The organism is Ruania alkalisoli (genome assembly GCF_014960965.1).
Classification (GTDB): Bacteria; Actinomycetota; Actinomycetes; order Actinomycetales; family Beutenbergiaceae; genus Ruania; species Ruania alkalisoli.
In genome coordinates this window covers 1,753,161-1,774,915 of sequence record NZ_CP063169.1, presented here as the reverse complement: position 1 = coordinate 1,774,915, position 21,755 = coordinate 1,753,161, and the positions used below count along the sequence as shown (strand labels likewise).

Annotated in this window: 18 protein-coding genes; 8 read left to right on the top strand and 10 right to left on the bottom strand. The window is 68.5% G+C overall.

Annotated features, from left to right (window positions below):
* The first annotated feature begins 191 nt into the window (after positions 1–191).
* On the top strand, positions 192–521 hold the full coding sequence (locus IM660_RS07725) for a PadR family transcriptional regulator (protein ID WP_193498759.1): 330 nt from the start codon (positions 192–194) through the stop codon (positions 519–521).
* Positions 521–1,759, top strand: a complete 1,239-nt coding sequence (locus IM660_RS07720) for a hypothetical protein (RefSeq protein WP_193498758.1) — start codon at positions 521–523, stop codon at positions 1,757–1,759. Before IM660_RS07725 ends, IM660_RS07720 begins: the two co-directional genes overlap by 1 nt.
* Before the next feature lie 192 nt (positions 1,760–1,951).
* On the opposite strand, the gene IM660_RS07715 is transcribed toward IM660_RS07720, so the two are convergent.
* On the bottom strand, positions 1,952–2,359 hold the full coding sequence (locus IM660_RS07715) for a GNAT family N-acetyltransferase (RefSeq protein ID WP_425503882.1): 408 nt from the start codon (positions 2,357–2,359) through the stop codon (positions 1,952–1,954).
* 197 nt (positions 2,360–2,556) lie between these two features.
* On the bottom strand, positions 2,557–2,778 hold the full coding sequence (locus IM660_RS07710) for a DUF3046 domain-containing protein (protein ID WP_193498757.1): 222 nt from the start codon (positions 2,776–2,778) through the stop codon (positions 2,557–2,559).
* 252 nt (positions 2,779–3,030) lie between these two features.
* Here IM660_RS07710 and IM660_RS07705 point away from each other — a divergent pair, with 252 nt between their 5' ends.
* From IM660_RS07705 to IM660_RS07695, 3 genes are all read left to right on the top strand, one after another.
* Entirely contained in the window at positions 3,031–4,746 is a 1,716-nt protein-coding gene (locus IM660_RS07705) for an HNH endonuclease signature motif containing protein (RefSeq protein WP_193498756.1), read from the top strand.
* A 314-nt stretch (positions 4,747–5,060) separates the two neighbouring features.
* Entirely contained in the window at positions 5,061–9,917 is a 4,857-nt protein-coding gene (locus IM660_RS07700; RefSeq protein WP_193498755.1) for an Lhr family ATP-dependent helicase, read from the top strand.
* 3 nt (positions 9,918–9,920) lie between these two features.
* Positions 9,921–10,700 (top strand): Fpg/Nei family DNA glycosylase, encoded by a 780-nt coding sequence (locus IM660_RS07695; protein ID WP_193498754.1) that lies wholly within the window; start codon positions 9,921–9,923, stop codon positions 10,698–10,700.
* Positions 10,701–10,791: 91 nt separating this feature from the next.
* Here the strand turns inward: IM660_RS07695 and IM660_RS07690 are convergent, their stop codons facing one another.
* From IM660_RS07690 to pgsA, 3 genes are all read right to left on the bottom strand, one after another.
* Positions 10,792–11,109, bottom strand: coding sequence for a helix-turn-helix domain-containing protein (locus IM660_RS07690; protein WP_159621831.1), 318 nt, complete (start codon positions 11,107–11,109; stop codon positions 10,792–10,794).
* Between the two features lie 170 nt (positions 11,110–11,279).
* A complete protein-coding gene (locus tag IM660_RS07685; protein WP_193498753.1) occupies positions 11,280–11,849 on the bottom strand; it encodes a CinA family protein in 570 nt (189 codons plus the stop codon).
* Entirely contained in the window at positions 11,846–12,448 is a 603-nt protein-coding gene (pgsA, locus tag IM660_RS07680; RefSeq protein WP_210769093.1) for a CDP-diacylglycerol--glycerol-3-phosphate 3-phosphatidyltransferase, read from the bottom strand. The genes IM660_RS07685 and pgsA overlap by 4 nt, the downstream gene beginning before the upstream one ends.
* A 72-nt stretch (positions 12,449–12,520) precedes the next feature.
* On the opposite strand from pgsA, the gene IM660_RS07675 reads away from it, so the two are divergent.
* Positions 12,521–13,813, top strand: a complete 1,293-nt coding sequence (locus IM660_RS07675; RefSeq protein WP_193498752.1) for a CapA family protein — start codon at positions 12,521–12,523, stop codon at positions 13,811–13,813.
* 3 nt (positions 13,814–13,816) lie between these two features.
* Here the strand turns inward: IM660_RS07675 and IM660_RS07670 are convergent, their stop codons facing one another.
* On the bottom strand, positions 13,817–16,489 hold the full coding sequence (locus IM660_RS07670) for an FtsK/SpoIIIE family DNA translocase (protein WP_193498751.1): 2,673 nt from the start codon (positions 16,487–16,489) through the stop codon (positions 13,817–13,819).
* Positions 16,490–16,646: 157 nt separating this feature from the next.
* On the bottom strand, positions 16,647–17,051 hold the full coding sequence (locus IM660_RS07665; RefSeq protein ID WP_193498750.1) for a hypothetical protein: 405 nt from the start codon (positions 17,049–17,051) through the stop codon (positions 16,647–16,649).
* A gap of 84 nt (positions 17,052–17,135) precedes the next feature.
* Here IM660_RS07665 and IM660_RS07660 point away from each other — a divergent pair, with 84 nt between their 5' ends.
* The gene (locus tag IM660_RS07660) at positions 17,136–17,714 is read left to right on the top strand and encodes a TetR/AcrR family transcriptional regulator (RefSeq protein WP_193498749.1); all 579 of its coding nucleotides are present in this window, start codon (positions 17,136–17,138) and stop codon (positions 17,712–17,714) included.
* 19 nt (positions 17,715–17,733) lie between these two features.
* On the opposite strand, the gene IM660_RS07655 is transcribed toward IM660_RS07660, so the two are convergent.
* From IM660_RS07655 to dapA, 3 genes are all read right to left on the bottom strand, one after another.
* Positions 17,734–18,348, bottom strand: a complete 615-nt coding sequence (locus IM660_RS07655; RefSeq protein WP_193498748.1) for a hypothetical protein — start codon at positions 18,346–18,348, stop codon at positions 17,734–17,736.
* 104 nt (positions 18,349–18,452) lie between these two features.
* The gene (locus tag IM660_RS07650) at positions 18,453–20,138 is read right to left on the bottom strand and encodes a ribonuclease J (protein ID WP_193498747.1); all 1,686 of its coding nucleotides are present in this window, start codon (positions 20,136–20,138) and stop codon (positions 18,453–18,455) included.
* Positions 20,135–21,052, bottom strand: a complete 918-nt coding sequence (gene dapA, locus IM660_RS07645) for a 4-hydroxy-tetrahydrodipicolinate synthase (protein ID WP_193498746.1) — start codon at positions 21,050–21,052, stop codon at positions 20,135–20,137. The genes IM660_RS07650 and dapA overlap by 4 nt, the downstream gene beginning before the upstream one ends.
* A gap of 120 nt (positions 21,053–21,172) precedes the next feature.
* Here dapA and IM660_RS07640 point away from each other — a divergent pair, with 120 nt between their 5' ends.
* The gene (locus IM660_RS07640) at positions 21,173–21,736 is read left to right on the top strand and encodes a GNAT family N-acetyltransferase (RefSeq protein WP_193498745.1); all 564 of its coding nucleotides are present in this window, start codon (positions 21,173–21,175) and stop codon (positions 21,734–21,736) included.
* The last annotated feature ends 19 nt before the right edge of the window (positions 21,737–21,755 follow it).

Genomic DNA, 21,755 nt, shown 5'->3' with positions numbered 1-21,755 from the left:
CGTCTGTGAACAAGAGTATACGAACGGCTGTTCGATCATGGGACGGCGCATCCGACACGCCGGAGATCCCCCTCGCCCGGATGGTCGACACGCCATCTGCGCTACGTGCGGTACTACGTGAACCGCGGTAGTGTGCGTGGTACGTACCGGCCCACCCGGGCGTCATGGGTACCACCGCGAAAGGGGAAGGGATGGACACGACTCAACTACTCCGGGGGGTGCTCGATGTCGCAGTCCTTGCCGTCGTCTCTCGCGAAGACGGCTACGGCTACGACGTCCTGCGACGCCTGCGGGCCAGCGGACTCACTGACGTCGGCGACGCCTCCGTCTACGGCACGCTCCGCCGGCTCTACGCCGCTGGTGCCCTCACCAGCTACGTGGTCCCCTCGGAGGAGGGGCCGCACCGCAAGTACTACGGGATCACGGCCCAAGGGCGGGCCTCGCTCGAGCTCCAAGCCAAGCAGTGGCGAGAGTTCGAACGCACCATGACCGAACTGCTCGACCTGGCGGAGGCGTCCTGATGTCCACCACCACCGACACAACCACCGGCGCCGCGCACGCCGTCGCCGCCTACGCCGGCGCCGTCCGGCACCATCTGAACGATCTCCAGCCTGAGACGCTCGACGAACTCACCGGTGGCCTCGAGGCGGATCTGAACGATTCCCTCGCAGACCGGCTGCCGCAGGACGAGCTCGACCGGCTCACGCTCACCGACCTCGCGCGGCGCTTCGGCGACCCCGGGGACTACGCCGCCGAGATGCGCGACGCCGCGGGGATCGCACCTGCGGTCGGCGGCACATCAGGTCGTCGCACACTCCGGCACGTACTTTCCGAGACCGGGCGCGGCATCGCCGAGCGGTGGTCCGCTTTCGTTGCTCGGCACAGGGTGCTGACGGCGGTTGCACCCGTCGTGCGCGACCTTCGGCCGATCTGGTGGATCTTTCGAGCCTGGGTCCTCTATCAAGTTTTCGGCATCTTCGTAGGGGAGAACTTCCGCCCGCTTCCAGATCGCCCCCTTGTCCTTCTCGTGCTGGTCGTTCTCGTCATCCTGAGCGTTCAGTGGGGCCGGGGCGCCATCGACGACACGCGCCGCAGGCGAGCACTGGGGGTCGCAGCAAGCGCGCTCGCTGTCACCCTCGCGCTGCCCATCCTGGTCCTTGCAAACAATGCGGCCTCTCGCGCCGTAGATAACGCCTATCGGCAAGGCCATGCGGACGGAAGCCCCACGACCATCGTGGACGGAACTCCAACAGATGGAGTCTTCGTTGACGGCGCGCGCGCCGGCAACCTCTTCGTCTACGGCCCCGATGGCCAGCCCATCGAAGGGGCGCAGATTGTCGACCAGGACGGCAACCCACTCATCCTGCAGCCTGAGGGCGGTGACTGGATGATGTGGGAGAGCGATGGCGTCGGCATTCCGGGATCGGGTGTGCCGCTCGCGGCGCTGGAGGGTGCCGCTCCGCTCAACGCATTCCCCTACCCCACTATCTCTCCCGCAGACCTGATCCCCGAGCCGGACGGCGGCTGGACCTGGGACCCTGAGGCGGTACGAGAACCTCGGTGGCCGGCGCCGTCACTGTTCCCACTGCCCGAGACCGTTGCCGATCCTGATGGGTCGGCCGATCCCGAAGAGTCGGCCGATGCCGACACGGCTGAGCCGGAGGCATCCGGGGAGTCGCGCTCAGATGAGACCTCGTCCGAGGATCCGTCCTCGGACGACTCTTCACCCGAGGATTCCTCGCCTGCGGAGAGCGAGTAGCCACACGTGCCGTGCGAGCCATCTCTCGCGTCGGCTCCATATCGCCGGCGGCGATGGCAGGAGGGGCCATCGCCGCCGGTCTTCACGCACGTCCGGCGTCCGCATCGAATCACTCATGCCGGAGCGAGCGGCTCGACGCTCCCCCGATAGTCCGCAGGCAGTCGGTGACGTCACCCAGGTAGTACGGCTGGTTCAGCGCAGGCCCACGCTGTCGTACTGCCAGAACGTGTCCGGGTAGATGAGCGTGCCTATCATCCATGGTTCATGGCCAGGTAGCCGCGCCACCTGAAATTCCGAATCCGGTATCCGTAGTGACGGCGAGAGGAAGCCCAGAGCCGATGCACGCCCGAACCCGAAGCGCGGGTAGAAGTCCGGGTGCCCCTCCAAGAACACCAGCGGTCGGGTCGTGTCGGCGGCAAGGTCGAGAACTGCACGCACCAACGCGGAACCGATCCCGTTCCCTTGGTGCTCAGGCAGCACGGAGAGCGGGCTGAGCACCCAGGCCGGCACCAGCGCAGTCGCGGCGTCGACCCAGGCCTCGGTCAGTCGCACTTGTCCGATGAGTGCCCCCTCGGTCTCTGCCGCGAGCGCATGGCCGATCCTGGCGGCCAGTGCGGCCTCAAGCCGCGTTCACGGGCTCACCGCCGCAGCCCGTGAACGCCGCTCGCACCACTTCGAAGACCTCGTCGGTGTCTTTCTCGCACTCGCCTCGGATAGTCACCTGATCGGACATCACCGGCCGATCGTGGCACGCAGGCACCCGTGAGCCCAGCACTTATCCAGGGCCGGAACAGGCCTCAGCGGGTGTGTTCAGCCCGACGATGGTGCCACCGCACGGACTCCGGCAGCTCGTTGACCTCGCAGATGGCCGCCCACACCGCCCGGGGCTGGACCCCCTCGGCCAGTGCCTGGTTGGCCGTTCGGCTCCCCAGGGGCGCAAGGACCAGATCCTCAGCGAGCGATGAGGCATAGGCACCGAAGGTGTCCCGCATCGCGACCTGAAACTCGGAGTGCTTCACCTCTCCAGCCTACGTCGCGACCCGACGACACATGTCCACGCGAACCCACGCCGCCCCACACCTCCACAGCTCGACGCCGTGAGCACGAGCGATGTCAGACCCCGGTGGGAGGGTGCGGGTATGGCTGAGATCGGGTGTGCGGGTGGGCACGGGTGGCGTGCTGAGGGCGGTGGGGACCGTTGGCGTCGTGCTGTCGTTGGTGCGCTGTGAGTGGTCTTGCATGGTGTGGGCACATCACCTAGAGTGAAACACATGTTCGACGCATGGTGGGAGGAAGTTCCCGGGTCGCAGGAGACCCGGGAACGCCTGCTGCGCGAGCTGGGACGGTCCGAGGCTGAGCTCTCGGGTATCGAGGCGGGCATGCTGGCGACCCTGGTTGCTCACGAGACCCCGTGGCAGGACCGGTTACATGCCCAGGCTGGTAGCGCGGGGTTGCTGGCCGATCTGGAGGGCCTGGACCTGGAACAGCTGGACGAAGCAGGCCTGGTGGAGGTCGCCGCTGCCGCGCAACGGGTGGCATCCCGTGCCCAGCAGATCCAGCTGCGGGCTGCAGCGACACTCACCAGCCGTGAGCCGATGAATCCACAGGTGCTGGCCGAGCACACCACGGGCCCGGCTGGGGTGGCCGGTGACTGCCTGGCACTGCGGTTGCGGTGCAGCAAGCGTCAGGGGCATGACCTGGTCCGGCGTGGGCACCAGTTGTCGACCTACCTGACCCGGACCGAGGAGGCGCTCGCGGCCGGGGTGATCGATCAGGCCCGGGCAGTCGTGATCGCCGACGGGGTGGAGCACGTGCCCTGGCAGGTCGCTATCGCGGTCGAGGACGAGGTGATCGAGCGTGCCCCGGGCCGCACCCCGGCGCAGCTACGTGCCGACGTCGCAGCCGCGTTGATCGCGGTCGACCCGGACGAGGCTCACGCGCGTGCCCAGCGGCGCCGCCACGAGCGGCGCGTCACTCGCCCCCGTGCCCACCCCGACGGCGTCGCCTCGCTGCGGGTGGAAGGCCCCGTTGGGGACGTGCTCGCCCTCGACCTTGCCCTGGACGGCGCCGCCCGAGCTGCGAAGGCCAGCGGGGATACCCGCACCCTGGACCAACTACGCTTCGACGCCCTGACCAGCCTCGGCCACCACGCCCTCGCCACCAGCACCCTCGCCACCAGCACCCTCGCCATCAGCACCCTCGACACCGGTGTCCTCGATACACCCACCGCACCCACACCACCCACCGAGCAGAGCGGGCAGAGCGGGTCGAATGCAGGGTGGCCGGTCGCGACCCGTAACGGGCACCGGCCCAGTGTTCACGTCACGATGAGCCTGGAACAGCTCCTGCCCGAACCTCTCGAGGGTGCTACCGGCCACCAGGGCCGTAGCAGCGCCAGCCACCGGCCCGAGCACACCACCGGACGCCCACCCGAGGACGCCACCGGACGCACGCTCGAGGGTGCCACCGATCCCGGGGCGCCGATCCCGATCGGTCAGGTACCCGTGATCGAGGGGTACGGTCCGATCAACCCGGCTACCGCCCGCGCCCTGGCGGCCGGTGGGATCTGGCGACGCCTGGTCACCGACCCCTTGACCGGTTCCCCGGTCGATATCGGCACCACCCGCTACACACCACCCGCGGCCATGGCTGACCGGATCCGCGCCCGTGACCGTACCTGCGTGCGCCCCGGCTGCACCCACCCTGCCAGCGAGGCCCAACTCGACCACACCACCGCTTACAACGACGGCGGCCACACCAGCGACGCCAACCTCGGCGCGTTGTGCACCCGCGACCACCTGATCAAAACCCACGGCGACTTCACCCTCACCCAACCCGAACCCGGCATCTTCGAATGGACCACCCCCACCGGCCACCGCTACCGACGAGAACGCGACGGCACCACCACCGACCTCACACCCGGCGGGCCACGCACCCCAGGACCCACACCAGCCCAACCCGGGGATGACGAGGACCCACCCTTCTAAGCGGAACCTCGCACTAGCACGCCGCACCACGAGCACGCCGCACCGCACCGTGCCGTGCCGCCGGCCGCCCACCGTCGACCGCCAGGAGTGCACCGCCAGGAGTGCCCTGGCCGGCTGGACCACGATGTCCTGACACCAACCAGGACTGAATGGTTCCGGCGAGGAGATGAACGACCGAGGACGCGAAACCACACAGGAGGGCGAATCACAGGAGCCGGCCGACACAGAACCGACGACAGATCACCCAGGGAGTCGCTGCCCGTGAACGTAGCCCCGGAGGGCTCCACCGATCGGTGTCGGTGCGGGGCGGCACAATGAGGACCGTGCCCCACAGCTCCGACGCCACTGAGGCGGGCAGTCCGCTCGCCGAGTTCAGCGAGCCGACCCGCACGTGGTTCGCGGGTGCGTTCGAGCGGCCGACGCAGGCTCAGGCCGGAGCCTGGGACGCCATCGCCTCCGGAGAGCACGCCCTCGTGATCGCACCGACCGGTTCAGGCAAGACGTTGGCTGCATTCCTGTGGGCGCTGGACCAGCTCCTGACCGGCACTCAGCCGCCGGATCGGGCACGACGATGCCGCGTCCTCTATGTCTCCCCGCTGAAGGCTCTGGCCACAGACGTCGAACGGAACCTGCGCTCTCCGTTGGTCGGGATCACACAGGCAGCGACGGCGCAAGGGGTACCGGTCAACGATGTGCAGGTAGGGCTGCGCACCGGGGACACACCTGCCGCCGAGCGCCGAGCCTTCGCGAGCCGCCCGCCGGACATCTGCATCACGACCCCCGAGTCGCTGTTCCTGATGCTGACCTCCTCCGCCCGTGAGGGACTGCGCGGAGTTGAAGCCGTCATCATCGATGAGGTGCACGCACTCGCGGGGAACAAGCGCGGCGCGCACCTGGCACTGTCGTTGGAGCGGCTCGACGCTCTCCTGGACAGACCAGCCCAGCGGATCGGTCTCTCGGCGACCGTGCGTCCAGCCGAGACCGTGGCGTCCTACCTGGCCGGCACGCGCCAGACCGACGACGGCGGCCGCTCCGTTCGTATCGTCCAGCCGCATGTCGACAAGGAGCTGCGGATCGACGTCGTCGTCCCGGTGCCGGACCTCGCCGACCTCAGCACGACAGGACCAACGGCCAACCAAGCGACCGGGCAAGCGCCCCGCCAAGCGAACGAGCAGGCGCACGAGCAGGCGAATGGCCCGGACCTCAGCGGCGACGCCGCGGGCATGGTGCCAGAAGGCAAAACCGCCAGGGGCAGCTCGATCTGGCCGCACGTGACCGAGCGGGTCCTCGACCTCATCACCTCACACTCGTCGACCATCGTGTTCACCAACTCCCGGCGAGGGGCCGAGCGGCTCGCAGCACGCATCAACGAGCACTACGCCGAGCGTCTCGGTCTGGGCTCGGACCTCGACGAAGGATCAGCATGGGCGGCCGAGGTGCCGGCCCAGTCGGGCACGGCTCTCCCCCGGCCCGAGAACCTTCCCGCAGAGGCCATCATCGCCCGCCCGCACCACGGTTCGATGAGCCGCGACGAACGCACGGCTACCGAGACAGCCCTCAAGAACGGCACCCTGCCTGCGGTCATCGCCACCAGCTCGCTCGAACTGGGTATCGACATGGGAGCCGTCGACCTTGTCGTCCAGGTCGGTGCTCCGCCATCGGTCGCCAGCGCACTGCAGCGGATCGGACGTGCAGGTCACCAGGTCGGTGCTCTCTCACACGGCGTGGTGCTACCCACCCACCGCGGCGATCTGCTCGCGGCGGCCACGACCGCCGTCAGGGCAACCGCTGGGGCCATCGAGGCGGTGCACCCACCAGCCAACCCGTTGGACGTCCTCGCCCAGCAGATCGTCGCAATGTGCGCCCAGGAGACCTGGACCGTCGACGAGCTCGCTGCCGTCGTCCGCCGCTCGGCGCCGTTCTCCCATCTCACCGATCGCGTCCTCACAGCGGTGCTCGACATGCTCGCCGGCCGCTACCCGAGTGAGGAGTTCGCTGATCTACGCCCACGCCTGACGTGGGACCGGGTGGCCGGCACCCTCACCGGACGTCCCGGAACACTGCTGCTGGCCGCCACGAGCGGTGGCACGATCCCGGACCGCGGGCTCTACGGCGTGTACGTCGTGGGCGAGGAGGCCACCGCGCGAGGCGGCAAGCGGGTCGGTGAGCTCGACGAGGAGATGGTCTACGAGTCACGTGTGGGTGACACGTTCACCCTCGGCTCCAGCACGTGGCGAATCGAGGACATCACACCGGACCGCGTGCTGGTCTCCCCTGCGCCCGGCCTGCCCGGACGTCTCCCCTTCTGGAAGGGAGACCGGCCCGGCAGGCCCGCCGAACTCGGTCGTGCCATCGGTGCCATGATGCGCGAGGTGGCTGAGAGCGGGATGGCAGCGACCGCCGTCGAGGGTTGGGGCCTGGACGACTGGGCACAGGAGAACCTCCTCGCCTACCTACGCGACCAGGAGCAGGCCACCGGGCGGTTGAGCAGTGACCGGTCGATCGTCGTGGAGAAGTTCCGGGATGAACTCGGTGATTGGCGCGTGGTCATCCACTCCCCCTACGGCGCCGAAGTACACGCTCCCTGGGCGTTGATCCTGACCGCCCGCCTGCGGGAGCGGTTCGGAATGGATGTGGCTGCCATGCACGCCGACGACGGGATCGTGTTGCGCCTGCCCGACACCGATGCGACATGGTCGCTGAGTGGCGAAGCCCCCAGCACGACCAGCGATCCGTTCGGCCCGGTCACGGGCACCGCAGGCACGCGCATCGCCGACGGCCTTCACCCACCCGGGGGTAACTCTCCCGCCGATGTCAGCCTCGACGACCTACTGCTGGACCCCGACCAGATTGCCTCCGATGCACTGGCTGCACTCTCGGGGAGCGCCCACTTCGCGGCCCGGTTCCGGGAAGCAGCCGCCCGATCGCTACTGTTGCCCGCACGACGCCCCGATCGGCGCCAGCCGCTGTGGCAGCAGCGCCAGCGCAGTGCCCAGCTGCTGTCCGTGGCCGTTGACCACCCGGACTTCCCGGTCGTGCTGGAAGCCGTACGCGAATGCCTCCAGGACGACTACGACGTGGCGGCTCTGACGGACCTGATGCGCAGTATCCGTGGCCGCGACGTTCAGGTGGTGGAGGTCAGCACCCCCACACCGTCACCGTTCGCGCAGTCGCTGCTGTTCGGCTATGTCGCACAGTTCCTCTACGGCGAGGACACGCCGCTGGCCGAACGACGGGCCGCGGCCCTCACTCTCGATGCGTCGTTGCTGTCAGATCTGCTCGGTGACGGCGCTGAGATCGCCGATCTCCTCGATCCGGCCGCATTGCGGTCAGTGGAGGAGGAGGTCGGCTGGCGGACCGAGAGCACTCGTGCGCGTGACGCCGAGGCGCTGCTCGATCTGATCCGCCGGCTCGGCCCGGTGACCGAGACCGATCTGCGCGCGCGATCTGCACAGCCACACGAGCTGACGAGCTGGCTGGCAACACTGCAGGGCGATCGCCGGGTCCTGCCGGTCCGGGTGGCGAGTGAGACCCGATGGATCGTGGTCGAAGATGCCGGCCGGGTGCGCGACGCCCTCGGTGTCGCCCTCCCGGCCGGGCTACCCGAGGCGCTGACCGCCCCCGTCCCGCAAGCACTGGAGGATCTGGTGCGCCGGTTCGCGCGGTACCACGGGCCGTTCCGGACCGGCGAGCTCGCGGCATGGCTCGGACTCGGGCCGGGGGCACTGATCGCCACCCTCGCTGCCCTGGTGCGCGACGGTGCGCTCACCAGCGGCACGCTCCGACCCCCGGAGTCCCACACGTCAGCGACCCGGGCCATGCCCGGACCGGACTACTGCGATGCCGACGTCCTCCGGCGGATCCGGCGCCGGTCGCTGGCGGCCCTGCGTGCCGAGGTGGAGGCCGTGCCTCCTGCACGTCTGGGCCTGTTCCTGCCCCGGTGGCACCAGGTGCGCTCGCTACGCGGCGTCGATGGTGTGCTCACCGCCATCGATCAGCTCGCAGGCACCCCGGTCGCTGCCTCCGCATGGGAGTCACTCGTGCTGCCCGCACGCGTACGCGACTATGCACCGGAGATGCTCGACGAGCTGACGACATCCGGTGAGGTGGTGTGGGTGGGCTCAGGCTCCGGTCCCGGCAACGACGGGCAGGTGGCGCTGGTGCCGGCTGACTCCGCCCCCGATCTGGCGCCGACGGCGGAACTCGCCCTGGCAACTCCTGTACACGACGCAGTGCTGCACGTTCTCGGACGCGGAGGCGGGCTGTTCTTCCGCGACCTGGTGGTGGCCGTACGCGACTCGTGGTCACAGGACCCGCCGTCCAGCGACGAGATCCTGTCCGCCCTGTGGGACTGCGTCTGGGCCGGCACGGTCACCAACGACAGCCTCGCCCCCTTGCGGGCGCGGCTGGGTGCACGCCCTCGCCCAGGATCGGCGACGGCTCGCCGGGCCAGACCACGTGGCCGGCCGCTACGCGGAATGCGCTCGGGGCCACCGGTTCCCGAGACGGCCGTGGGCCGCTGGTCGTCGCTCACCGACCGTGCCGACACTTCACGCCGCGCGACGATCGCCGCCGTGGCACTGCTGGACCGGGACGGAATCGTTACCCGGGGCAGTGCGTCACTAGCGGTTCCCGGTGGATTCGGTACGGCCTACCGTGCGCTGGCAGCGCTCGAGGAGAACGGTCAGGTACGGCGTGGCTACTTCGTCGAAGGGTTGGGAGCCGCCCAGTTCGCGCTACCGGAAGCGGTGGAACGACTCCGCGGCACCAGCGAAAGCTCCGGCGAAGCCTTGCTGTTGGCAGCCACCGATCCGGCGAACCCCTACGGTTCGGCGCTGGCGTGGCCGGATCCAGTAGCGCTCTCGAGCGACGGCACGGCCCACCGGCCGGGCCGGAAGGTCGGGGCCAGCATCATTCTGTGCCATGGAGAGGCGGTCCTCTACCTTGAACGCGGGGCACGGTCGGTGCTGAGTTTCACCACCGATCCGGCACGGCTGGAGGCTGCGGCAGCAGAACTGGTGCGCATGGCAGAGTCGGGAGCGCTCGGCAGGTTCACCGTCACGAAGATCGACGGCGCGTCTGCCCTCGGCTCATCCACGCCCACCGCGGCAGCATTGCTCGACGCCGGCTTCCTCGCCACCCCAGGCGGGCTCAGGATCCGGCGGAGGTAGGCGGTGCCCGAGGGAGATGTCCTGCTGCGGGTGGCGCGGCGCTTGACCGCCGCGCTGGCCGATCTGCCGCTGGTGCGGGTCGAGTTGCGCTGGCCGGGAGTGTCCGACGCTGAACTGACTGGTCGCACCAGCCTCGGCACCGCCTGCTACGGCAAGCACCTGCTGACGCGTCTGGACGACGGACACACACTGCACACGCATCTGCGCATGGAAGGACGCTGGCGTATCCGGCACACCACGACGCCGCCGGAACGGCTCGGGCGGCCGCTCGTGCGGGCCGTGCTGGCTACCCAGCGGTGGACGTGCGTCGGCGAGGAGCTCGGCATGATGGACGTGCTGCGCACCCGCGACGAGCCGACCCTCCTGGGCCACCTGGGTCCGAACCTGATGGCCGAGGAACCTGACGTCTCACGCGCCGCGGCGAATCTGCGCACCCAAGGAGGGCGCAGCATCGGCGCCGTCCTGCTGGACCAGCGCGTGGCAGCCGGAATCGGGACGATCTACCTGGCGGAGACGCTCTGGCGCCACCGCATCAGCCCGTGGCGCCCGTCGAACGAGGTGGAAGACCCAGAGTCCGTCTTCACCACGGCTGCGGCCCTGATGCGGCGCTCCGCGGACGCACCGACGCTCACGGCCACCGGTCTGCGCGAGCGGCCGACGTTCGTCCACGACCGCGCCGGACTGGCGTGCCCTCGGTGCGGGGGCGTGATCGCGGTCGCCTCGGTCGGGGAGCCGCCGTTCGACCGGCCCGCGTACCACTGCCCGGCGTGCCAGGCGTCCTAACGGACCGGCGAGACGACCTGACAGAGCGCTCGGCGAAGAGTCGCGCGGGTGACATGACCGCTCAGACCGGAGCCGCTCAGACTGAAACCGCTCAGACGACGGCGAGGTCCTCGTCGCGGTCGCGGCCGACCTGGTAGACGAAGTCCGGCGGGATGGTGTCTGGGATCGCGACGCCCTCGGCGATCGCCACGCGGTCGGAGACCTCACGCAGCACCACCGCGAGCGGAATGTTCAGTGCTGAGCAGATCGAGGACAGCAACTCGGAGGACGCTTCCTTCTGACCACGCTCCACCTCGGAGAGGTAGCCGAGCGATACTCGCGCGGCGGAGGAAACCTCACGTAGCGTCCTGCCCTGACCCTGCCGGGCGCCCCGAAGGACATCACCGATCTCTCGTCGTAGAACCACCATGGTGTGTCCCTCCTCTCGCTCAGCGCTGCTTGTTGGTGTCTTACCGTACCCCGCTGGGGTCACAGATGCGTTACGTGCGCCACGACGTGGACGCGTACTGTGCACCGGCGGGTGCGTCCCACCGCGCCGGGTGGGCCGGACGGTCGGATTCGGCTTCCTGGTCTGCATCATCACCCTGTCCAACGCAAGGTCGTCTCGTTCTGTTCCCCGCCGGCGCGCACATACGCGTCTGAGAGCACCGTCACAGCAACCGCGAGCGCGAGATCAACCGCAGCGGTCCGCACCGCTGGACGTGTCCCCGCCAGGCGGTGCCCGCGAACCTGCACGATCCGCGTCTCACCTTCCGTCCCGCCCCGTCTCACGCCGAGAACAGCGGCCACGTAGAGCGTGCCAGCAGGGTGCCCATCGGCGGGCCCAGGTCCGGCGACACCCGTCGTGGCCAGGCCGAGCCGCGCCCCGAGAACGCGACGGACGCCGTCGGCCATCTGCACCGCAACGCGTGGGTCAACGGGACCGGAGCGATCCAGCAGCTCCGCATCCACCTGCAACAGTGACGCCTTGAGATCGGTCGCGTATGCGACCACGCCACCGCGCATCACAGCCGACGCTCCCGGCACATCCGCGAGCCGGGAGGTCAGTGCACCGGCGGTCAAGGACTCTGCGACCGCGATACTGACACCGGCCTCACGTGCGTGGTCGATCACGCGCCACTGTGCCGAGGGGGCCGATGGAACGTTCACGGGCGTTGGTCTGCCGCGATCCGCCACGCCCGCCAGCAGTAGTCCAGCCCGGTCACCACCGTGACAGCAGCAGCCGCGTACAGCACGACCAGACCACTGACGACAACGATTGTGCCGAACGGATCACCCAGCAGCGCCTGGGCCGGGATAATCAGCAGGCAGATCGCCACCACCTGGAGCACCGTCTTGAGCTTGCCCCCGTTGGAGGCTGCCATCACCGACCGGCGCACCATGACGAACCGCAAAACGGTGATACCGATCTCCCGCACCAGTATCACGACGGTCACCCACCACGGGATGTCACCGAGGAACGACAGCACCACGAATGCCGACCCGGTGAGAAGCTTGTCCGCGAACGGGTCGGCGATCTTACCGAAGTTCGTGACGATGCCGCGGGCGCGCGCAATCGATCCGTCGAGCTTGTCGGTGATGGCGGCAACGATGAAGACTGCCAGCGCACCCAGCCGCATCCCGGGCGTGTCCTGCCACAGCAGCGCCACGAACAGCGGAACCAACACGATCCGCAGCATCGTCAGGACGTTCGGCAGGTTCCACACCGGTGAGATCGGGTGGGCGGCGGATTCTGGCGTGCTCGTCACCCACCCAGCGTAGGGGACGGACCAGCCGGCGGCAGGTGCACGGGCGTTCAGATCCCGTCGTACCCTGTGTCAGTGCCTACGAACCCGCGCCGCGGCTGGCTCATCCCGGCGATTCTCACCCTCATTGTGATCGTAGGAGGTGCCATCGCACTGGCGCTGTCCGTCCCGCTCAGTGAAGACGATCCGGTCCCCACCGCGACGACCGTTCCCACCTCTGCGCCATCCGAGCCCTCGTCCTCCCCTCCACCCGAGGAGGATCCGGTCGAGGACGTGGTCTTCACGATCGGTGCCACCGGCGATGTCCTCCCGCACGACACCCCCATCCGGGAGGCGCGGACCACGGACGGGTACGACTTCACCCCGATGCTTGAGGCCACCCGCACCTGGAGCTCGGGGGTCGACCTGGCGCTGTGCAACATGGAGGTGCCGCTCTCGCTGCCGGACGAGGAACCCACGGGATACCCACTGTTCGGAGCCCCCGACCAGCTGCCGGGAAATCTCGCCGACCTCGGCTGGGACGGCTGCTCCACCGGAACCAATCACTCTCTCGATCGCGGCTACGACAACCTCGCCTACACCCTCGACGTCTTCGACGACGTCGGCTTGGGGCACGCCGGTACCGCCCGGAGCCAGGACGAGGCCGCCGCACCGCAGCTGTACCGGCTCGAGCGCGGTGGGCGCACCATCACCGTCGCCCAGCTGGGCGGCACCTACGGCACCAACGGACTACCCATACCGGACGACGCCCCGTGGTCGGTGAGTCTGCTGGATGCCGAGACACTGACCCAGCAGGCACGGTCGGCTCGGGCGGCGGGTGCCGATCTCGTGGTGGCGACACTGCACTGGGGGCTGGAGTACCAGTCCGCCCCGAACGAGGAACAGCGAGCCCTCGCCGAGGCGCTCGCCGCCTCCGGCGAGATCGACCTGATCATCGGAAACCACCCGCACGTCCCGCAGCCGTTCGAGCTCCTCGACGGCGGCCCTGACGGTTCGGGCCTCTGGGTCGCCTGGTCGTTGGGGAACTTCATCTCCAACCAGGACGACGCCTGCTGCGTCCCTCAGACCGCGACCGGCCTGTTCATGACGGCCACCGTCGAGGCACCAGCCGCCGGCCCCGTGCGGGTGACCGGGATGGAATGGTCGGCGATGACGGTCGATCGTGAGGGTGGCCAGCACGTCTACCCTCTCGAGGATCTGCTGGCCGGCGAACGACCGGCGGAACTCACACTCTCCGAATCGGTCCTGGCCTCGCGTGAGGCGGGCGTTCGGGAGGTCATGGAGCAGTCCACCGGTGCCGACTTCACCGAGCGATCCGAGCCCCCTGACCCGACCGGTCCCGAGCCGGAGATCGTGCCCCGCTCCTGACTCTCACGCCCGATCGGTGAGGGACCACGCATCCTCGGACTCGTCTTCGCCCGTGTCGTCAGCACCGTCGGCATAGTCGGTGACGGCTTCGGCGGCACTGTTGTCGTAGATCTCCTCACCGGAGGCCGACGGTGGGGTTTCCCCGCGCAGCGTGGCCAGCGTGGCTGGCAGGTCGTCAGGCTGGACGAGCACATCGCGCGCCTTCGATCCTTCCGACGGGCCGACGATCTCGCGCGACTCCAGCAGGTCCATGAGACGTCCGGCCTTGGCGAACCCGACGCGGAGCTTGCGCTGCAGCATCGAGGTGGAACCGAACTGCGTGGTCACCACCAGCTCCGCGGCTTGCAGCAGCAGGTCGAGGTCGTCTCCGATGTCCTCGTCGACCTGCTTCTTCGCCTGCGGGACGACGACGTCCTCACGGTAGTTCGGCTTCAGCTGGCTCTTGACGTGCTCGACAACCTCATGGATCTCCGACTCGGTGACCCACGCACCCTGCACACGCATCGGCTTGGCCGCACCCATCGGCAGGAACAGGGCGTCACCCTGCCCGATGAGCTTCTCGGCACCCGGCTGATCGAGCACCACGCGGGAATCGGCGAGGGAGGAGGTCGCGAATGCCAGCCGCGAGGGCACGTTCGCCTTGATGAGCCCGGTGACCACATCCACGCTCGGCCGCTGGGTGGCAAGCACCAGGTGGATACCGGCGGCACGGGCGAGCTGGGTGATGCGCTGGATGGAGGCTTCGACATCCCGCGGAGCGACCATCATCAGGTCGGCGAGCTCGTCGACGATGACCAGCAGATACGGGTACGGCGTGATCTTGCGTTCGCTGCCAGGCAGCGGCTGGACCTTTCCGCTGCGCACGCCGGCGTTGAAGTCATCGAGGTGCTTGTAGCCGAATGTGGCGAGATCGTCGTAGCGGGTGTCCATCTCGCGCACCACCCACTCCAGTGCCTCGGCAGCTTTCTTGGGACTGGTGATGATCGGGGTGATCAAGTGCGGAATGCCCTCGTAGATGGTCAGCTCCACCCGCTTGGGGTCCACCAGCACCATCCGGACCTCTTCGGGGGTGGCCCGCATCATGATCGAGGTGATCATGGAGTTCACGAACGAGGACTTACCTGCGCCGGTGGCACCGGCCACCAGCATGTGCGGCATCTTCGCGAGGTTGGCCACCACGTAGCCGCCCTCGACGTCCTTGCCCACGCCCATCACCATCGGATGCTCAGTGCGGCGGGCGGGGCCGGAGCGGAGCACGTCACCGAGTGCCACCGTCTCGCGGTCGGCATTCGGAATCTCGATACCGATCGCCTTCTTGCCCGGGATCGGGGAGAGAATCCGTACATCGGCGGACGCTACGGCGTAGGCGATGTTCTTGCTCAGCGCCGTGACACGCTCCACCTTGACGCCGGATCCGAGCTCCACCTCATAGCGCGTGACGGTCGGGCCGCGGGTGAATCCGGTGACCTCGGCGTTGACGCCGAAGTCCGTCAGGACGGTGGTCAGCGCCTCAACCACGCGATCGTTGGCCGCAGAACGAGTCTTGTGCGGAGGCCCCTGGAGCAACACGTCGTCACCGGGGAGTGTGTAGGTCAGGCCAGGGTCGAGGACCAGTTGCTCGGCCCGGGCAGGGAGCGCTTCAGTCGGCGGTGGCGTGAGGTCCTCGTCCGCCTCCGGCTGAGCCGTCGTCTGAGGGCCCTGCGGGGCCGCAGATGCCGCCGCGGCTTCGTTGTCCGCCGCGATCTGTGCGGCCTGCTCGAACGCCTCGTCCCCCTGGTAGGCGCCAGGCTCGACGGCGGAGCTCGCCTTCTCCTTCGCCTCCGCCTTCCTGCGTCGTCTGACCGCTGCGCGGGCGGCAGCGTCGTTCTTCTCATCCCCGGACTCGAGAGCCCCGATGGCACCATCGTCACGGGCGAGGTCATCGTCGGCGTCATCATCAGCGTCGATATCACGTCCGGAGATCCAGTCGAATCCCTGCCGGAAGCGGCGCGGGATCGAAGCCACCGGTGTGGCGGTCACCACGAGCAGGCCGAAAAGGCCCAGCAGTGACAGCAGCGGGATAGCGACCCAGATCGTCAGAGCTGTCGAGATGGGGTTCGCCGCGACCCATCCGATGAGGCCGCCCGCAGCGAACACGTCGAACCAGTCAGGGGGGGCCGGGCGCCCGGAGGCCACGTGCACGAGGCCGCACACGGCAACCACGATCGCGCTCAGCCCGATCGTGATCCGGCCGTTGACCTCGGGTCGGTCCGGGTGACGCATCAACCGGACGGCGAGGAAGACCAGGATCACCGGGATCGCCACGGCAAGGACGCCCACACCCCCGGCGGCGGCCGCATGGACCCACTCCCCCGCGGTCCCGGAGAGGCCGAACCACTCACGGACGGCGACGATCACGGCGAGCGCCAGGAGCAGGAACGCCAGGCCGTCACGGCGGTGGGCCGGGTCGAGGCCCTTCGCGCCAGAGCCGATCGAACGTGCCGTACCGCCGATCACGTGTGCCGTGCCCATCCACAGGCCCCGCACGATCCGGATCGGCAGGGCAGGCTTCGACGGCTGCTGGCCGCGACCGCGGGAGGTCGATGAACTCGACCGGGACTTACTGCTGCCCGCGGTCGCGCTCTTCTTCCGTCCTGGTGCGGCTGACCGTCCGGGGGAAGTCGTCCGGGTCGCCATGATATGTCTCGTCCCTCCTCAATCAGGCATGCCGAGACAGGCCTGTCGCAACCCACTCAACCAGGCGAGGCCTGCAGGCGCACCGTCTGACACGCCCAAGCACCCAGATCGCACCCCGATCGGACCGTACCCCAGAGGCCCGCACTGCGGCCTCTCGCTACATGAGGAGCCCGACGGCGAGGGTCACCAGCCCTGCTGCCAGCAGCACACCACCGGCAACCAGGAGCACGATCCAGCGATTGGGGCGGGTGCGCCCTTGCCCCATGGCAGCGAAGAAGAACCCCGCCGGCATCACGATGGCGGATATCAGCACCCCGGTCCGGGCCAGCCAGAGCGCCGCCCCGGTCAGCGTGGTGGCTTCGGCGAGCATCAGGCAGACGAGGCCGAACACAATCAGCACTCCCGCGTGGCCGTGACCGGCGCGGTAGAACGAGCGCTGAAAATCGGTGGCGGGGACGCCGCCGGAGGCCATGCGCGCCAGGAACGCACCACCAGAGCTCACCGTGACGGCGGCGAGGAGAACGATCCCGGCTGTTACCTGGGCGTCGGGCGAGAGGATCATCGGGGCTCCAGAGTCGACGACTGTTATCTAACACTGTTAGCAAACAGTGTGTGGAAACATCTGTCAAGGCCGTATCGTGGCCCTATGGCCCGACCACGCCAGTATGACGACGCGCTTCGCCGTCGCCTGCTGAACCACGCCTCGGAGCAGTTGTCCGCCGCTGGCCCCCCTGGACTCTCACTGCGCACTCTCGCCGCGGCATGTGAGACCACGACCGCGGCGATCTACACCTTGTTCGGCAGTCGTGACCAGCTGCTCGATGCCGTCGTCGCCGAGGGATTCGCTCGCTTCCAGGGCCATCTCGACGTCGTTGCCCGCACGGCCGATGCACGGGCCGATCTGCTCGCCCTCGGGCTTGCCTACCGGGCCAGCGCACTGGCGGATCCGCACTTCTACCGGGTGATGTTCAGTTCGGACCTGCGCGCGGGCAGCGACAACATCAGTGAACCCACCTTCGGCATCCTTCTCGACGCCGTCGCCCGAGCCCACCCGGGCCTCGCACCGGCTCCCCTCAGGGCCGAGGCACTGCGCCTGTGGGCGCTCGTCCACGGTCTGGTGAGCCTGGAGCTCTACGGCCTCCTGCCCGAGGGCGACACCAGTGAGAACGGCGCTCAGGTCTTCCGTGAGACCCTGCTGGCCGATGCCGCCCGGTCCGGCCGTTAACACCACGTCGGGCCGACGGCTACTCCTGCTGGTCGATCGCCGTCTCCGCGCCGATGTAGGTCTCGCACACCTGCTCATCGTAGGGATCGTTACCGAAGAGCTGGTCGAGCGTGGGCTGATCGATCTGCTCGCAGTAGCCACCGGACACCGGCGTCGAAGGTGCACGATCGGCCGGCCAGGTGACGATCTCGCCACCGTCCTGCGTGCGACAGGTGGAAGCGCGACCCGGCTCCTGGCTGGACGATGAGTTGCACTCCCAGTCCCCGATGGCGAGATAGGCGCCACTACCCTCCGGGATCGATGGAGGATCGTTGTAGTAGGTGTCGAGCAGTTCCTCGGCGAAGACGCAGTCCACGTCCCCGGCGATGATCTCCACCGTCACTGTCTCCCCGACTGTCGAGATCACCTGACCACACTCCTGGGGCCCGGCAGGTACGGCGGTCTCCGCCTGCTCGACCGGCTCCGACTCCTGCGGCGCGGGCTCGGTGGACTCGGCCGACGCTGTCGGAGTCGGGCTCGCCTCGGCAGCCGCGCTGGTCTCGGCACCGGATCCGAGCCCGGTGTCCGCGGTGCACCCGGCCAGGACAGGCACGACCAGGACGGCACAGGCGACCAGCAGGGCAGGGCGTCGCATCGGCATCTCCCAGGGGTCGTGACCAGATAGGCACGATCCTGTCATGACAGATGCGCCCGTGGTTGACCAGGCACCCAACGGTCACCGAACTGTGACCGACAAGGTCAGGACTCCACGACCACCGGAATGATCATCGGGCGCCGCTTCAGCTTGCTCGAGGCGAAGCGGCCGACGACGCGGCGCACCACCTGCTGCAACTGGTGCGTATCGGCATTCCCACCCGCGGCAGCCTCGGTGAGCGCCTTGGTGATCTCAGGCACGATCGCAGCCAGCTTGTCCTCACCCTCGGCGACACCACGAACGTGCAGCTCCGGGCCGGCGACGACCTCTCCGGACGAGGAGTCGACGACGACGAAGATGGAGATGAAACCTTCTTCGCCGAGGATCCGGCGATCTTTCAACTCGGCTTCGGTCACACCTCCGACCGACGAACCGTCGACGTAGATGTACCCGCACGGGACGGCGCCGGCGATCTTCGCCTTACCGTCCACCAGGTCGACGACAACGCCGTCCTCGGCGAGCACGACCCGCTCAGGCGGCACTCCGGTCTTGACGGCGAGCGCGCCGTTCGCCACGAGATGACGCACCTCACCGTGCACCGGCATCACGTTCTTGGGGCGCACGATGTTGTAGCAGTAGAGCAGCTCGCCTGCTGAGGCGTGTCCGGAGACGTGGACACGGGCGTTGGCCTGGTGCACGACCTTGGCACCGAGGCGGATCAACCCGTTGATGATCCGGAAGACGGCGTTCTCGTTCCCGGGGATGAGGGAGGAGGCCAGGATCACGGTATCCCCCGGGCCGACCGAGACTCGGTGGTCCCGGTTCGCGATCCGTGACAGCGCCGCCATCGGCTCACCCTGAGACCCGGTGCACATGAGCACCATTCGGTCCTCGGGCAGGTCGTCGATCTTCTTGACGTCGATCAGCACTCCGTCAGGCACGTTCAGATATCCGAGCTCGGAGGCGATCGTCATGTTCCGTACCATCGACCGGCCGACCAGGGCCACACGCCTGCCGTGAGCGTCTGCCGCGTCCAGCACCTGCTGAACGCGATGGACGTGCGAGGAGAAGGAAGCAACCACGATCCGGCCCTCCGCCTGTGCGAACACGGAGTCCAGCACCGGGCCGATGTCGCGCTCGGAGGTCGTGAAACCCGGCACCTCGGCATTCGTCGAGTCGGTCATGAACAGATCGACACCCTCTTCGCCGAGGCGGGCGAAGGCCCTCAGGTCCGTGATCCGTGAGTCCAGCGGGAGCTGGTCCATCTTGAAGTCACCGGTGTGGAGCACCATACCCGCCGGCGTGCGCACCGCGACGGCCAGCGCATCGGGGATCGAGTGGTTCACGGCCACGAACTCGAGATCGAACACCCCGAAAGTCCGGCGCTGCCCCTCCGAAACCTCACGAAGTACCGGCTTGATCCGGTGCTCCTTGAGCTTGGCGGCCACGAACGCCAGCGACAACTTCGAGCCGATGAGCGGGATGTCCTTGCGCAGTCGCAGCAGATACGGCACGGCACCGATGTGGTCCTCGTGCCCGTGAGTGAGCACGATCGCCTCGACCTGGTCCATCCGATCCTCGAGGTACCCGAAGTCGGGCAGGATGAGATCGACGCCCGGCTGGTGATCCTCGGGGAACAGCACGCCACAGTCGATGACGAGCAGACGGCCCTCGAACTCCAGCACGGCCATATTGCGCCCGACCTCGCCGAGACCGCCGAGCGGGACGATCCGAAGCGCGCCCGGTGCCAGCGGACCCGGGGGCTTGAGGTCAGGGTGGGGGTGGCTCATCGATCGGAGTCCTCAAGTAGTCCGTGCAAGGTCAGTGCGGTGCGCAAGTCTGCCATCTCAGCAGCGTTCGCCTCGACGAGCGGTGAGCGGACCGATCGGTGCGGGAGGTGCCCCTGCAGCTGCAACGCTGCCTTCGCCATGACGGCTCCTTGACCCCCGCCCATGATCGCCTCGACCACCGGCGCCAGCTGCGCTGACAGATCCCGGGCGCTGTACAGGTCTCCGGAGTCGACCGCACCCACCATCTCGGCATAGCGACCAGCCTCCACGTGGCCAACCACCGAGACGAGCCCGGAGGCGCCGTGCACCAGCCAGGCGAGATTGAGATTGTCGTCCCCGGAGTAGTACTCCAGCCCAGTACGCCGCATCCGGTCGAACCCTTGGGCAACGTTGCCCGTGGCATCTTTGACCGCCCTGATCTGCGGGTGCTCGGCCAGGCGGTCGAGGATCTCGTCGCCGATCGCCACCCCGGTGCGCCCGGGGATGTCGTAGAGCATCGCCGGAAGGCTGGTGGACTCCACGATGGCCCGTAGATGCCGGTAGACGCCTTCCTGAGAGGGCCGGTTGTAGTAGGGCGAGACCACGAGCAGTCCGTGCACACCGGTGCGTTCGGCGGCCTCGGCGATCCGGACGGCGTGAGCGGTGTCGTTCGAGCCGGCGCCGGCGATGATCATCGCCTCTGCACCGACCTCGTCCACGACGGCCGCCACGAACTCGTCCTTCTCCGGCTGGTGCGTGGTCGGCGACTCACCGGTGGTGCCATTGAGCACCAGACCGTCGGCACCGGAATCAATCAGATGGCGCGCCAGTCGTCGCGAGGTGGCGATATCGATCGTGCCGTCCGGTTTCATCGGCGTCACCATGGCGACACTGACGGAACCGAAGGAGCGCGACGGGCGCGACGAGCTGGACATGGGGACGACGTTACCGCGTCCACCGGTGCCGCTGCTGCCCTCACACGCTCCGAAACGGGCGGGAGCGTGTGAGTATCGCCACCGCCTCAGAGGTTCCTGCGGAGCCTCTAGGGTGGACGGATGGACCTGCCTCCCCCGTCATCCGGACCCGCCGATCATCACGGGGACCTGCACGCCGATGTCTCCGTCCGGCCATCCGTCGCCGGAGACGCCCCTGCGCTCGGTCTCATCCAGGCCAGAGCATGGCGTGCGGCCCACGCCACCACGCTGCCGGGGACAGCCCTCGATGCACTCGATGCCGACGGGTTCGCACAGGCCTGGCGGTCCGCGATCACGTCCCCACCCTCGGCAAAGCACCGGATGCTGACCGCGTGCGATGGTCCACAGGTTGTCGGATTCGCGGCGCTCGCGCCGGCACCCCGGACTGAGGAGACGGGGGAGATCGTGGCGCTGGAGGTCGACCCCGACCATGCACGTGCTGGGCACGGGTCACGTCTCCTCGCCGCCTGCACCGACATCCTGCGCAAGACGGGCGCTACCCACGTGCGGGCGTGGGTCGTCGAGGGAGACGACGCGCGTTCGGCCTTCCTCGCCACAGCCGGGTTGGAGCCCATCGGCGTACGCCGGGTGCTGGACGTGGCCGGGGCCCAGGTGCGCGAAGAGGCCTGGTCGGCGCTGCTGTGACTGCCTTCACGCGCGAGCG